The organism is Rhodanobacter sp. MP7CTX1 (genome assembly GCF_014205795.1).
Taxonomy (GTDB): domain Bacteria; phylum Pseudomonadota; class Gammaproteobacteria; order Xanthomonadales; family Rhodanobacteraceae; genus Rhodanobacter.
Genome location: NZ_JACHCN010000010.1, coordinates 93,118 through 105,994 on the forward strand (window position 1 = coordinate 93,118; position 12,877 = coordinate 105,994).

A 12,877-nucleotide genomic window follows, 5' to 3' on the forward strand; every position below is an offset into this window, starting at 1 on the left:
TTCCTATGAAAACGCTTTTTCTGCAGGCCCCCTCCTTCGACGGCTTTGACGGCGGTGCCGGTTCACGCTACCAGGCCAAACGCGAGATCAAGAGTTTCTGGTATCCCACCTGGCTGGCCCAACCGGCAGCACTGGTACCGGATTCGCGCGTGCTGGATGCACCTGCGGACGAACTCACGGTTGAAGAAAGCCTGCGCGTCGCCGAGGGCTATGAGCTGGTGATCATTCACACCAGCACGCCATCCTTCCCTACCGATGCGAAGTTTGCCGAGCTGCTGAAGGCCCGCAAACCGCACATTCTTGTCGGCATGGTCGGCGCCAAGGTGGCAGTGAACCCGACCGAATCGTTGACCGCTTCAGCAGCTATCGATTTCGTCGCCCGCGAGGAATTCGACTACACCTGCAAGGAAGTCGCCGAAGGCCGTGCGCTCAAGGACATCAACGGCCTGAGCTACCGACTTGCCGACGGCAGTGTGCAGCACAACCCGTCGCGCGCGATCATCGAGAACATGGACGACCTGCCGTTCGTGGCGCCGATCTACCAGCGCGACCTGAAGATCAACAACTACTTCGTGGGTTATCTGAAGCATCCGTACGTATCGATCTACACCGGGCGCGGCTGTCGTTCGAAGTGCACTTTCTGCCTGTGGCCGCAGACCGTGGGCGGTCATCGCTATCGCGTACGTTCGGCCGGGAACGTCATCGCCGAAGTGAAGTGGATCAAGGAGAACATGCCTGAGGTCAAAGAGGTCATGTTCGACGACGACACCTTCACCGACAGCTCCAACATGGAGCGCGTGTATGAGATCGCACGTGGCCTCAACCAGCTGGGCATGACCTGGTCATGCAATGCCAAGGCCAACGTGCCGTACGAGGCGCTCAAGATCATGAAGGACAACGGCCTGCGCCTGCTGCTGGTGGGCTACGAGTCGGGCGACGACCAGATCCTGCACAACATCAGGAAGGGACTGCGCACCGATATCGCGCGCCGCTTCACCGAGGATTGCCGCAGGCTGGGCATCACCGTCCACGGCACCTTCATCCTGGGGTTGCCCGGCGAGACAAAGGAAACGATCGAAAAGACAATTCGCTTTGCCAAGGAAATCAATCCGCACACGATCCAGGTGTCGCTCGCCGCGCCGTATCCCGGCACCTCGCTGTACAAGCAGGCGGTTGAAAATGGCTGGCTGGAAGAGAACCAGGCCGTCCATCTCGTCAACGACAAAGGCGTGCAGCTCGCGTTGATCAGTTACCCGCACCTGTCCAAGGAAGACATCTATCACGGTGTCGAGAAGTTCTACAAAAGCTTCTACTTCCGCCCATCGAAGATCTGGGAGATCGTCAAGGAAATGCTGGCGAGCTGGGACATGACGAAGCGCCGCTTGCGCGAGGGCGTGGAGTTTTTCCACTTCCTGCGCGCGCACGAAACCTGAGAGGGCCAGCGCAGTGAGCTCGCCATTCGGCCTGTCGTTCGTGCTGCGGGTGTAGATGACGTGCAGACCCGGCGCGCCACGATCCGCCCGCGTCTGATCGTCACCGCGGATGACTTCGGGCTGCACGAAGCCGTCAACGAGGCTGTCGAACGCGGTTATCGGGAAGGTGTGCTGCGCGCGGCCAGCCTGATGGTCGCGGCGCCTGCCATGCGCGATGCCGTCGAGCGGGCCCGACGACTTCCCGGCCTGGCCGTCGGCCTGCATCTGGTGCTGGCCGACGGCCAGGCGATCCTCCCGCCAGCGCGCATTCCCGATCTGGTCGATGCCCACGGCTGCTTCAATGATGCGATGGTGCGCAACGGCTTCCGTTTCTTTTTCCTGCCGCGCGTGCGGCGTCAGCTGGCCGCCGAGATACGTGCCCAGTTCGAGGCGTTTGCTGCAACCGGCTTGCCGCTTGATCACGTCAATGCGCACAAGCACTTCCATCTGCACCCCACCATTTTTTCGCTGATGCTTTCGATCGGCCGGGAATTTGGCCTGCGCGCGGTGCGATTGCCTGCGGAACCGGGCATGGGACCATGGCTGCAACCCTGGCTGGCGCTGATGCGCCGACGCATGGACCGAGCGGACATCGGCTACAACGATCACGTCTTTGGCATCCGACATACCGGCGCTATGGATGAAGCTGCGATGCTGGACATTTTGCGCGACCTGCCAGACGGTCTTTCGGAGTTGTATCTGCACCCGGCGGCGCGCGGCGGACTGGTCGCCAGCATGGCCGAATACCGGCACACCGACGAACTGGCCGCGCTGCTGTCGCCTCGCGTACGCGACACGATCGCCGAACGCTACCTGCTTTGTCGTGGCTTCGCCGATCCGGCGGCGGCGCCCTCATGAACATGAAACGGCTCAGTTACCTTGCGGGCCTGCTGGGCCTTGCCACCGCCATTGCGCTGGTGGTGCATGAGGGTTGGTTCACCATTTGCGACGCGATCAATCATGCCGGTTGGGCCTTGCTGTGGCTGCTGCCCTTCCATGCACTGCCGTTGCTGCTCGATGTCGTCGGTTGGCGAACGCTGCTGGCGCCACGTGACCCGGAGCGGCGGGCCACCATTCCGGTGTTGTTCTGGATCGCCACGATCCGCGAGGCGAGCAACCGCCTGCTGCCGGTGGCCAACATCGGTGGTGAGATCATCGGTATCCGCCTGGTGAAGTGGCGCGGCATCAATGGCGCCGTTGCTGCCGCGAGCGTGGTCATCGAAGTCCTGCTGACCCTGGTCAATCAGTACCTGTTCACTGCGCTGGGCATCGTGCTGCTGATTGAATTGACGCGAAATATCAGCACCTTCAGCTCGGTGATCACCGCACTGATCGCCAGCCTCCCCCTGCCCATCTTTCTGATCGTGCTGCTGCGCCACGGCAAAGTGTTTTCGCGGCTGGAATCATTCGCGGAAAAAGTGCTGGGCGGCCGCTCACGGCTGACCGAGCTGATCGACGGTTCGCGCCTGGACCTGGAAGTGCGCGCGCTGTACTCCCAACCAGCGCGACTGCTTGCCGCCTGCGCCTGGCAGTTTCTTGGTTTCGTGACAGGCAGCTTCGAAAGCTGGCTGGCCCTGCGGCTCTTGGGCTACCCGATCGGCGTAGCCGACGCCATTGCGATCGAGGCCGTAACCCAGGCACTGCGTCACATCATCTTCGTGGTACCAGCCGGATTGGGCGTGCAGGAAGGTGGCCTGGTCCTGTTCGGCAGCATGATCGGCCTGCCGCCGGAAGCCAGTATCGCGCTATCGTTGGTGAAGCGCATGCGTGAAGTGGCTTTCGGTGTACCTGCCCTGATTTCCTGGCAGTGGGCCGAAGCGCGCAGACTGCGGGCTGGGTGGCGAAACACAGCGCCATCCGGGCTGTCCAACACCCGCGACGTATGACGAAACGCCTGGCCATGCATCGACGAGACGAGGTTTCCGATGTCTAACGACGACGCCGTAGCCGCCGCGGACTACTCCATGCGCCACTGGCTGAGTGCCGAACCGGGTCGGATCAAGATCGGTTCGGACGCGCATAAACGACTGTTCTGTCGCATGCTGCTGGATACCCACAACCCCTACAAGCCGGCAGTCCTGGTGTGGCCCAAGCTCGATCCGGACGCTTTGCAGCGCATCACCGCGCTGCCGATCTGGGATATTGCTGTGCAAACCGAGGGGCGCGCCACGCTGCGTGTCGAAACCTACGCGAAGACCGTGCGCGATCCGCTGCTGAACGAAGCCCTGATCATGGACGGCGGCGAAGAAGCACGCCACAAGGTGGTGCTCAGCAAGCTGGTGGGGGCCTATGACATCACACTGGCGCCGGAGCCCGTATATGAAGTACCCACCGATCCCGAGTGGGGCTGGATGGTTACTGGCTATAGCGAATGCATCGATAGTTTCTTCTCATTCGGCCTGTTCGAGTCGGCCAAACGCACGGGCTATTTTCCGGCGGAACTGGTGGAAACGTTTGAGCCGGTCATTCAGGAGGAGGCACGCCATATCTTGTTCTTCGCGAACTGGATGGCGTGGTACCGGCGGCAATTGGCCTGGTGGCGACGGCCGTTGTTCGCGGTCAAGGTCATGCGGGTATGGGCGTTCCTGATCTGGGAGCGTATCGGCATTGCCAAGGGTCTGGACAACAAGGGCGAGATGCAGGACGCCAACTTCGCCATCACCGGGCATCAGCAAATCGGACTGGACCTCAACATCGGTGAATTGGTGGACCTGTGCCTGACCGAGGATCGACGCCGCATGGACGGCTACGACCCGCGCCTGCTGCGCCCGACCTTTGTGCCGCGAATGGCCCGCCTGGCGCGTCGATTCATGCGCTAGGCATTGTGGCGATCATGCTGCCGAAACCATTGCACGGCATCTTCCAGCGCCTGGCGGGCAGGACGCGGTACATAGCCGAGTTCGCGGCCGGCCTTGGCACTGGAGAAAAACATGCGTTTCTTCGACATGCGCACTTCCTCCACCGTCGCCAAGGGGCTCGTCTGCGTCAACCGCGCCCACGCTTCGGCCGCATAGGCCACCGGAATCACCAGTGAATGCGGCAAGCGCCACTTCGGTGGTGAACGTCCGGCAATATCGGCGATCTCTAGCAGAATATCGTGCAGGCTCAGGTCGAATCCGCCCAGGATGTAGCGCTCGCCCACCACGCCTCGCTCGAAGGCCAACCAGTGCCCTTCAGCCACATCGTCGACATGAACAACGTTAAGGCCGGTGTCGACATAAGCCGGCAAGCGACCGGCAAGTGCGTCGCGCACGATCCTGCCGGTCGGGGTGGGTTTCACGTCACGAGGCCCGATGGGCGTTGACGGATTAACGATCACGATGGGCAAACCTTCAGCGGCGAACGCGATTGCCACCTGTTCAGCGAGGAATTTGGAGCGCTTGTAGTGCCCGATCATGTCAATCAGCTCAACTGGCGTACTCTCGTTGCCAGGACTACCATCCTTGGGGATACCCAACGTGGCCACACTGCTCGTATAAACAATGCGCGGTATGCCGACGTGCCTGGCTGCTTCAAGAATGGCGCGCGTACCGTCGACATTGGTGCGATATAGCTGCTCTGGCTCTGGTGTCCATAGCCGGTAATCGGCCGCCACGTGGAACAGGGCATCACAACCGTCGCAAGCAGGCAGCAACGAAGCCGCCATGGTGAGGTCGCCTTCGACCACTTGAACATCGAGACCTTGCAGATTACGGCGATCCGAGGTCGCGCGAACCATGACACGAACATGGTGTCCTTCACGTAGCAATCGACGCGCCACTGCCGAACCGACAAAACCGGTGGCTCCGGTAACTAGCGCTTTCATGACCGATTCATCCCGGATACCCGCCCCGATTCATGCGTCAGCACTGGCCACTTATTCAAGTTAGTAGTCATAATGCGATTATGTACTCAGCAGTCACCATGCTGATGATGAACGAAGTGATCGTAGCCACTGAAGCACGGCAGCCAGGCTCATTACGTCCTGCCAGCTTCGTGTCCATCCACGCAGCGCGATGCGCGTACCGCACGCGCTCCTCCAGCAAGCATTTGCCAAGCGTACATTTTCGGTAAGAGATTATTTTCGGTAAGAGTTAGCGAGGCAGGCCGAGGCACGCCCATGACCGAATTCCATCCACTGAAGATCGATGCCAGCGCCTATCAGGACGCCATCCTGCCGAAGGTGTCCAGGACATTCGCGCTCACCATCCCGCAGTTGCCACCGGCGCTGCGCCGTGCGGTAACCAATGCCTATCTGCTGTGTCGTATCGCCGACACCATCGAAGACGAACCAACGCTCTCGGCCGAAGATAAGCGCCGTTACGAGGAGGCCTTCGTCGATACGGTCACTGGCCGGGGCGACCCTCGGCGCTTTGCAGCCGAATTGAGTCCACGACTTTCGACGCAGACGCTGGAAGCCGAGCACGACCTGGTGCATGGGCTGCCACTGGTGCTCGACATGACCCGGACATTGAAGCCGGTGCAGCGCGCTGCGATCGTCAACTGCCTGAAAGTGATGTCGCACGGCATGTACGATTTCCAGCGCAACATGGGCCTGCAAGGCCTGGATACCTTGCGTGACATGGATCGCTATTGTTACTGCGTCGCTGGCGTCGTCGGCGAAATGCTGACGGAACTGTTCATCGACTTTGAGCCCGCCCTGGCAGCGCACCGCGACACCATGATGCGACTGGCCGTTTCGTTCGGTCAGGGTCTGCAAATGACCAACATCCTCAAGGATCAGTGGGAAGACCGAAGCCAAGGTGCCTGCTGGCTGCCGCAAGATATCTTCGCCGAGCACGGCGTATGTCTGGCTGAGCTGCATGCCGGTCAGCAAGACGCGAACTACGCAGACGCGTCAAACGAACTCATCGGCGTCGCGCACTCGCATCTTCGCCGTGCACTGGAATACACACTGCTGATCCCAGCCACCCATGCCGGAGTGCGCCGTTTCTGTCTGTGGTCCGTTGGCCTGGCTGTACTTACGCTGCGCAATTTGCACGACAACCTCGACTTTTCCTGTGGCAATCAAATCAAGGTTTCGCACAATGCGGTGGCCGGTGTCATCGTGCTTACCAAATTGACCAGCAAGCACAATTCAAGCTTGCGCTGGATGTTTACGATGGCCGCGCGCCAGCTTCCGCTGACACCACTGGCCGCGGAATGGATCGAACCTGCACAGTCCAGCCTGATCTGGCCTAAGAGCGGTATTCCTTATCTCGCCCAAAGCGCCTGGTACGAGCATGAGGACGCCAAAGACGCGCAGCAGCGATGAATCCATCCTCGCCCGCCGCGTCGGCTGCACTCGCTAGCCTGCTGCAGGAAACCGAAGCGGCAGCCAGCCTCGATCGGGCCATCGAACGCGCACGTGTAGCGTTGCTGGCGCAGCAACGCGAAGATGGACACTGGTGCTTCGAGCTGGAGTCGGACTGCACGATCACCGCCGAATACATCCTGATGATGCACTATATGGATGAAATCGACGGTCTGCTGCAGCAGAAAATGGCGCGTTATCTGCGCGCGATCCAGGCAACCGACAGCCATGGCGGCTGGTCGCAGTATCACGGCGGCGCGATCGACGTGTCGTGCACCGTGAAAGCCTATTACGCGCTCAAGGCCGCCGGCGACGATCCCGCCGCGGAACATATGCGCCAAGCCCGCGAGGCCGTACTGGCGCGTGGCGGTGCTGCAAAGTGCAACGTGTTCACCCGGATCCTGCTCGCCCTGTTCGAACAGGTGCCGTGGCGCGCCGTGCCTTACGTGCCGGTCGAGATCATGCTCTTCCCGCGCTGGGCGCCGTTCCATATCGACAAGATCTCCTACTGGGCGCGCACGACCGTCGTACCGCTGACGATTTTGTGTTCGCTGAAGGCCAAAGCAGCCAACCCGCACAAAGTTGGCGTGCGCGAACTGTTCGTCACATCGCCGGAACAGGAACGTCATTATTTCCTCCGCGGCGGTGCGCTGAATCGCGCGTTCCTGACGCTGGACAAAGTCGGCCGTGCACTCGACCGATGGATGCCAAAGTCTCTGCGGCAACGTGCGATTCGCGCGGCCGAGGCATGGTTCCTGCCGCGCATGAACGGCGAGGAGGGCATCGGTGCGATTTTCCCGCCAATGGTCAACTGCTACGAAGCCATGGCCCTGCTCGGCTATCCCAAAGATCATCCGGCGCGGCAAACCTGCTTGCGCTCGCTGCAGAAGCTCGTCGTCCATCGCAGCGACGGTTCGGCCTACTGCCAGCCTTGCGTGTCGCCGATATGGGACACCGGTTGGTGCGCGCTGACCCTGATGCACACCAGTAACGACACATCGACACAGGCGGCCATCGCGCGAGCCTGTGATTGGCTGACCGCGAGACAAGAACTGGAACACAAAGGCGACTGGGTGGCGCGCGCGCCGGACGCGGCTCCGGGTGGCTGGGCCTTCCAGTACGCGAACGCCTTCTATCCAGACATCGATGACACGGCCGTGATTGCTGCCTTGCTGCACATACAGGACCGTCGTCGCGCGGAGCCTGGCCGCCACCGCTTCAATACCGATCGTGCCGCCGACTGGATGATCGCGCTGCAATCGAAGAACGGCGGCTTCGCCGCCTTCGACGCCGACAACACCTACTACTACCTCAACGCCATTCCGTTCGCCGATCACGGTGCATTGCTGGACCCGCCGACCGAGGACGTTTCCGGACGGGTGCTCGCCTGTCTGGGAATACTTGCACGCACGCAGGACCGCGACAGCTTGCGTCGTTGCATCGACTATCTGCGTGCAACCCAGCTCGCCGACGGCAGCTGGTGGGGGCGCTGGGGCAGCAATTACATTTACGGCACCTGGAGCGTACTCGGCGGGCTCGCTTTGGCCGGCGAGGATGCGCGACAACCGTATATCCGCAAAGCGATCGACTGGCTACGCTCGCGACAGCATGCCAACGGCGGCTGGGGCGAGACCAACGACAGCTACATCGATCCGGCATTACGCGGCACCAACCAGAATGTCAGCACGCCTCACTCCACCGCGTGGGCCGTGCTGTCGCAGCTGGCCTTAGGCGAAGTGCACGCCGAGTCGGTGCGGCGCGGCATCGCCTTTCTGCTCGCGGATCAGCAAGCCCATGGTTTGTGGTCGCATCCCTCGCACAACGCACCGGGGTTTCCGCGTGTGTACTACCTCAAGTACCACGGCTACGCAGCATATTTTCCGCTATGGGCACTGACCCGTTATCGACAGCTGTTGCAGTTGACTGAGCCTTGCGCGAAGTGACGCGCCTAAGCTCAGCAGGTATTGTCATAGCGCTGGCATTGGAAGCCAAGGCGCTGACGGCGAACACGGTTGATATCGAACGCGTCACTCCACTGGCGAATGGCGCAGGAGTGTGGCTCAGCGGCATGGGGCCGACTGCCGCGCGGGCCGCGGCGCAGGGCCTCGCCGACGGTGGGGCCACGGCGCTGGCGACCTTTGGCGTCTCTGGCGCACTGAAAGCCGGCTTACGCAACGGCACGCTGTTCTGCCCTGAGCGGGTTGTCGATGACAACGATCACGACTACACGCTGGATGCCGCCTGGAGAACCCGACTCCTGCAACGATTGGCGGCAACAAGGCTAGCCGTGCTGGAGACTGGAAGCTTACTCAGCGTGCCGCTGCCTTTGCTGACCACAGCAGCGAAGATCGCCGCGCATGAGCGCTATGCGGCGGTAGCCGCGGACATGGAAAGCGCCGCCGTCGCTGAGGTCGCAAGGGACCGCAACCTGCCGTTCATCGCACTGCGTGCGATCATCGATGAAGTGGACGACACGGTACCCACCGCATTGCATGCCAGTGTCGACGCATGGGGCCGTCCGCGCCCGTTTTACCTGATCGCGACCTTGAGCCGTCACCCATCGTTGCTGAGGTATCTGCCAGGCCTGCACTCGCGCATGCAACAGGCCACTCGTTCGCTGCATAGCGCTGCCGAGGCGACAGGCTCTGCACTGGGCTGGCACTCATGAGCCATGCGTCTGCATTGTCGCCACTTCAGCCGCACTTCGACGGAGACCACGCATGTCCATGCATCGTCGTTTCGGATCACTCTTGTTCGCCGCAACCTGTGCGTTTGTCAGCATGTCAGCGTCAGCGCACGCCATCCTCGTTGACAGCACACCGAAGCCAAATGGCACGTTGGCCGCAGGCCACGTGGTACTGGTTTTCAAATACAACAGCAAGATCGATCAGGGCCGTTCGCGCCTTACCCTGATCAAACCTGACCACAGCGAAACAGTGCTGGCAGTCGCTGCCAGCAGCAAGCTCAACGAATTGGACAGCAGCGCCGAACTTAGCGCAGGCGCCTATGTCATCCGCTGGCAGGCGCTTGCGCTGGATGGGCATATCACCCGTGGCGATGTGCCCTTCACTGTTGTCGCCAAACCTTGACCAGAGGAATCTTCAATCAAGCCGCATAGCTTGCGCCCCAGGAGTGGAATGACCGCCCATTTGAGTTTCTAGCCAGAGCGATCTCTCGTGGCCCTTCTCGTCGACATCTTCGGCTACCTCAGCATCATCCTGCACGGCCTGGTCATCGTGGCCCAGTCGATGACCCTGGGTGGCGTGATGTTCCTGGCCTTCCTGCTGCGTCCGTTCGCTGGTGTTCTGTCGCAGGGCAAGGAGTTGGAACGGCGCGTTGCGCGGCTGACCATGTTCAGCGCGCTGGGCCTCGTCCTGGCTGAGCTTGCTGGTAACGGGTTGCAGATTGCCGTGCTGATGTCGACGGTGGATCTACCGTTGACCAACGTGATTCAGGCTTCCTTCGCGATCGCCGGCGCGGTCAAGATTTTCTGCGCGATCCTGCTGATTCCCTGCCTGAGCGCACGATTTTCGAGCTCACGCGTGGCTACGCTGCTTGCGCTGCTGATATGCGTAGCGGAACTGACAGCCGCCACGTTCACCACCCACGCCTATGCGCGTTTGAGTGACAACACACTGCTGCTCTTGGTGGAGGGGCTGCACCAGTTCGGCGCGGCTATATGGATCGGTGGCATTCCATGCTTTGTCTTGGTGCTTGGTCGGCTACACGATGCCGATGGCTGGCGTCTGGTGGGCGCGCGCTTTTCGCGCATGGCGATGATCGGTGTGGGCTGCATTGTGGTTTCCGGCGCCACCATGAGCGTGTTCTACATCGGCAGCCTGCAGGGTTTCTACGGGACGGCTTACGGCGTCATGGTAGGTGCCAAGATCGCCATGTTCCTCGCCCTGCTCGCACTGGGTTTCAGCAACTTTCTGGTGACGGAAAGGCTGCGCAAGAAGGAGGACGCGCCGGTGAAACGCCTGCGCCGCTTCGCCGAGATCGAGATCGGCATCGGCTTCACCATTTTTTTCGCCGCTGCCTCGCTGACGTCGGTGCCGCCGGCGGTCGATCTCACCACCGATCGGGTCAGCCTGCACGAGATCGCCGTACGCAATGCGCCTGCGTGGCCGCGATTCAGTTCACCGGACCACGATCAGCTGGCGGTTTCGCAATTGCAGGCACGCCTGGACGATGAAGCGGCGCATACCCAGCGCGCCGCCGCACTTGCCATCGTACCTGGCTCCGGCATCCCGCCACCGCGTAATGCGCAGGACATAGCCTGGTCGGAATACAACCACCATTGGGCCGGCGTTTTCGTCCTGCTTATCGGCTTGCTGGCTCTGCTTAATCGCGCCGGGGTCGGGTGGGCGAAACACTGGCCCCTGTTGTTTCTCGTCATGGCCGTCTTTCTGCTGGTGCGTTCGGATCCCGAAGTATGGCCCTTGGGCAGCGAGGGTTTCTGGGCCGCGTGGCGGGACGTAGAGGTCGCGCAGCATCGGTTCTTCGTACTGCTGATCCTGCTGTTCGGCATGTTCGAGTGGGCTGTACGTACGGGACGGCTGCACCATCCCAACGCGGCCCTGGTGTTTCCGCTGCTGGTTGCCGTCGGGGGCGCGATGCTGTTGACGCACACCCACCAGATCTCCAACGTCAAGGATCAACTGCTGATCGAGCTGACGCATACGCCGCTGGCTCTGTCCGGGGTGGCGGCGGGCTGGGCTCGCTGGTTGGAGCTGCGCCTGCCCGGACGCGGTGGACGGATCGCCGGCTGGGTTTGGCCGGTGTGCTTTTTGTTGGTCGGCATCATCCTGCTTTGGTATCGCGAAGCATGAAGACCAAAGCCAGATCCGCGGTGATAAAGTGACATGCCGGTTATCTGTACTCACTCTACCCAATCGTGATTCATGCCGTGATGCCCATCACCTCGACGCCTATCTCGAGTACCCCATGAACCTGATTTTCGAGCCCTCCACTTTCGGCACCCGCGTACCCGCCTATCTGCATCGGCTGGAACGCGCCATGGACAACTATCTGCCATCGGTTGACACGGACCCTGATCGGCTCCATCAGGCGATGCGCTACGCGTGCAGCGGCGGCAAACATCTACGCGCGCTGCTGATTTACGCCAGCGGCGAAGCACTGGGCGCGGAGCCCGAACGACTCGATCCATCCGCTTGCGCCGTCGAATTCATCCACGCCTATTCGCTGGTACACGACGATCTGCCCGGCATGGATAACGATGATCTGCGGCGCGGACATCCGACCGTGCACAAGGCCTACGACGAAGCGATCGCGATCCTGGTCGGCGATGCCCTGCAGACGCTTGCTTTCAACGTGCTGGCCAATGCCGATACGCTCGATGCGGAGCAGAAGGTCCGCATGATCAGTTGCCTGACGCTCGCTTCGGGCTCGCTGGGCATGGCTGGAGGGCAAGCGGTAGACATGACCTCGGAAGGCTGCACGCTGAGTATCGGGCAACTGGAATCGCTGCATGGCCGCAAGACCGGCGCACTCATCCGCGCCGCCTGCCAGCTTGCCGGCATCGCGGCGCAAGCGTCCGACCCCGTGCAGCATGCACTCGATCACTACGGGAACTGTGTTGGTTTGGCCTTCCAGATCCAGGACGACGTGCTGGACCAGATCGCCGACACGGCGACACTGGGCAAGACGGCGGGCAAGGACCTCGCTCAGCACAAGTCCACCTTCCCCTCCGTGCTTGGGCTGGGGCAGGCGCAGCGTCGTGCCGGCGCTTTGTTCAATGAAGCGCGCAGTGCTGCCCGCCGTATCTCCCGTCATCCGGAGTCGCTGCTATGGCTCTCCGATTACATCCAGCAGCGCGATCACTAGGAACAGGCCAGCAGGCTCGTGGGGAGGATGGGTGGCGCTTGAACAGCTAAACGGGACGGCTGCCTTCGCGTAAGGTGACAGGCACCATGCGGAGAATGATCGTCACATGATGCATTCCCGGAGACGGTGGGCCCGTGCGCAGCGGTTGTGCAGGGACGCGGATGCGGCGCTTTATCGAGCCAAACGCGGCGGACGCAATCGCGTCATCGCCGATACCGAGGACGAGAACCTGGTCGACGTCTGAAACGCCTGGACGACGCACTTC

Annotated in this window: 12 protein-coding genes; 11 read left to right on the top strand and 1 reads right to left on the bottom strand. The window is 61.6% G+C overall.

Annotated elements, in window-relative coordinates; genetic code table 11:
- The first annotated feature begins 5 nt into the window (after window positions 1-5).
- Genes hpnJ through HDE77_RS13500 form a run of 4 tightly spaced genes read left to right on the top strand, consistent with a single transcriptional unit; the run spans window position 6 to window position 4,291 of the window.
- The gene (hpnJ, locus tag HDE77_RS13485) at window positions 6-1,433 is read left to right on the top strand and encodes a hopanoid biosynthesis associated radical SAM protein HpnJ (protein WP_184417985.1); all 1,428 of its coding nucleotides are present in this window, start codon (window positions 6-8) and stop codon (window positions 1,431-1,433) included.
- 60 nt (window positions 1,434-1,493) lie between these two features.
- On the top strand, window positions 1,494-2,330 hold the full coding sequence (gene hpnK, locus HDE77_RS13490; protein ID WP_184417987.1) for a hopanoid biosynthesis-associated protein HpnK: 837 nt from the start codon (window positions 1,494-1,496) through the stop codon (window positions 2,328-2,330).
- Window positions 2,327-3,358: a flippase-like domain-containing protein gene (locus HDE77_RS13495; protein ID WP_255482712.1), complete on the top strand. Its 1,032-nt coding sequence runs from the start codon at window positions 2,327-2,329 to the stop codon at window positions 3,356-3,358. The genes hpnK and HDE77_RS13495 overlap by 4 nt, the downstream gene beginning before the upstream one ends.
- A 39-nt stretch (window positions 3,359-3,397) precedes the next feature.
- On the top strand, window positions 3,398-4,291 hold the full coding sequence (locus tag HDE77_RS13500) for a ferritin-like domain-containing protein (RefSeq protein WP_184417989.1): 894 nt from the start codon (window positions 3,398-3,400) through the stop codon (window positions 4,289-4,291).
- Here the strand turns inward: HDE77_RS13500 and hpnA are convergent.
- The gene (gene hpnA, locus HDE77_RS13505; RefSeq protein ID WP_184417990.1) at window positions 4,288-5,277 is read right to left on the bottom strand and encodes a hopanoid-associated sugar epimerase; all 990 of its coding nucleotides are present in this window, start codon (window positions 5,275-5,277) and stop codon (window positions 4,288-4,290) included. The two genes, HDE77_RS13500 and hpnA, sit on opposite strands and share 4 nt — an antisense overlap.
- A gap of 294 nt (window positions 5,278-5,571) precedes the next feature.
- Between hpnA and HDE77_RS13510 the strand changes: the two genes are divergently transcribed.
- From HDE77_RS13510 to HDE77_RS13540, 7 genes are all read left to right on the top strand, one after another.
- Window positions 5,572-6,726 carry a phytoene/squalene synthase family protein gene (locus tag HDE77_RS13510; RefSeq protein ID WP_184417991.1) on the top strand — a complete coding sequence of 385 codons (1,155 nt, stop codon included), beginning with the start codon at window positions 5,572-5,574 and terminating at the stop codon, window positions 6,724-6,726.
- Complete coding sequence (gene shc, locus HDE77_RS13515) at window positions 6,723-8,708, top strand: squalene--hopene cyclase (RefSeq protein ID WP_184417992.1); 1,986 nt, start codon at window positions 6,723-6,725, stop codon at window positions 8,706-8,708. Before HDE77_RS13510 ends, shc begins: the two co-directional genes overlap by 4 nt.
- Window positions 8,705-9,433: a purine and other phosphorylase-like protein, family 1 gene (locus HDE77_RS13520; protein ID WP_343206113.1), complete on the top strand. Its 729-nt coding sequence runs from the start codon at window positions 8,705-8,707 to the stop codon at window positions 9,431-9,433. The genes shc and HDE77_RS13520 overlap by 4 nt, the downstream gene beginning before the upstream one ends.
- Window positions 9,434-9,485: 52 nt before the next feature.
- Entirely contained in the window at window positions 9,486-9,854 is a 369-nt protein-coding gene (locus HDE77_RS13525) for a copper resistance CopC family protein (RefSeq protein WP_184417993.1), read from the top strand.
- Window positions 9,855-9,941: 87 nt separating this feature from the next.
- Window positions 9,942-11,597 carry a CopD family protein gene (locus tag HDE77_RS13530; RefSeq protein WP_184417994.1) on the top strand — a complete coding sequence of 552 codons (1,656 nt, stop codon included), beginning with the start codon at window positions 9,942-9,944 and terminating at the stop codon, window positions 11,595-11,597.
- A 115-nt stretch (window positions 11,598-11,712) separates the two neighbouring features.
- Window positions 11,713-12,612, top strand: a complete 900-nt coding sequence (locus tag HDE77_RS13535; protein ID WP_184417995.1) for a polyprenyl synthetase family protein — start codon at window positions 11,713-11,715, stop codon at window positions 12,610-12,612.
- 106 nt (window positions 12,613-12,718) lie between these two features.
- A complete protein-coding gene (locus HDE77_RS13540; protein ID WP_184417996.1) occupies window positions 12,719-12,856 on the top strand; it encodes a hypothetical protein in 138 nt (45 codons plus the stop codon).
- Window positions 12,857-12,877: the final 21 nt, after the last annotated feature.

Coding starts and splice junctions, on each gene's coding strand:
- hpnJ (WP_184417985.1), top strand. CDS start 6: ATGAAAACGCTTTTTCTGCAGGCCCCCTCCTTCGACGGCTTTGACGGC.
- HDE77_RS13495 (WP_255482712.1), top strand. CDS start 2,327: ATGAACATGAAACGGCTCAGTTACCTTGCGGGCCTGCTGGGCCTTGCC.
- HDE77_RS13500 (WP_184417989.1), top strand. CDS start 3,398: ATGTCTAACGACGACGCCGTAGCCGCCGCGGACTACTCCATGCGCCAC.
- hpnA (WP_184417990.1), bottom strand. CDS start 5,277: ATGAAAGCGCTAGTTACCGGAGCCACCGGTTTTGTCGGTTCGGCAGTG.
- HDE77_RS13510 (WP_184417991.1), top strand. CDS start 5,572: ATGACCGAATTCCATCCACTGAAGATCGATGCCAGCGCCTATCAGGAC.
- shc (WP_184417992.1), top strand. CDS start 6,723: ATGAATCCATCCTCGCCCGCCGCGTCGGCTGCACTCGCTAGCCTGCTG.
- HDE77_RS13525 (WP_184417993.1), top strand. CDS start 9,486: ATGTCCATGCATCGTCGTTTCGGATCACTCTTGTTCGCCGCAACCTGT.
- HDE77_RS13535 (WP_184417995.1), top strand. CDS start 11,713: ATGAACCTGATTTTCGAGCCCTCCACTTTCGGCACCCGCGTACCCGCC.
- HDE77_RS13540 (WP_184417996.1), top strand. CDS start 12,719: ATGATGCATTCCCGGAGACGGTGGGCCCGTGCGCAGCGGTTGTGCAGG.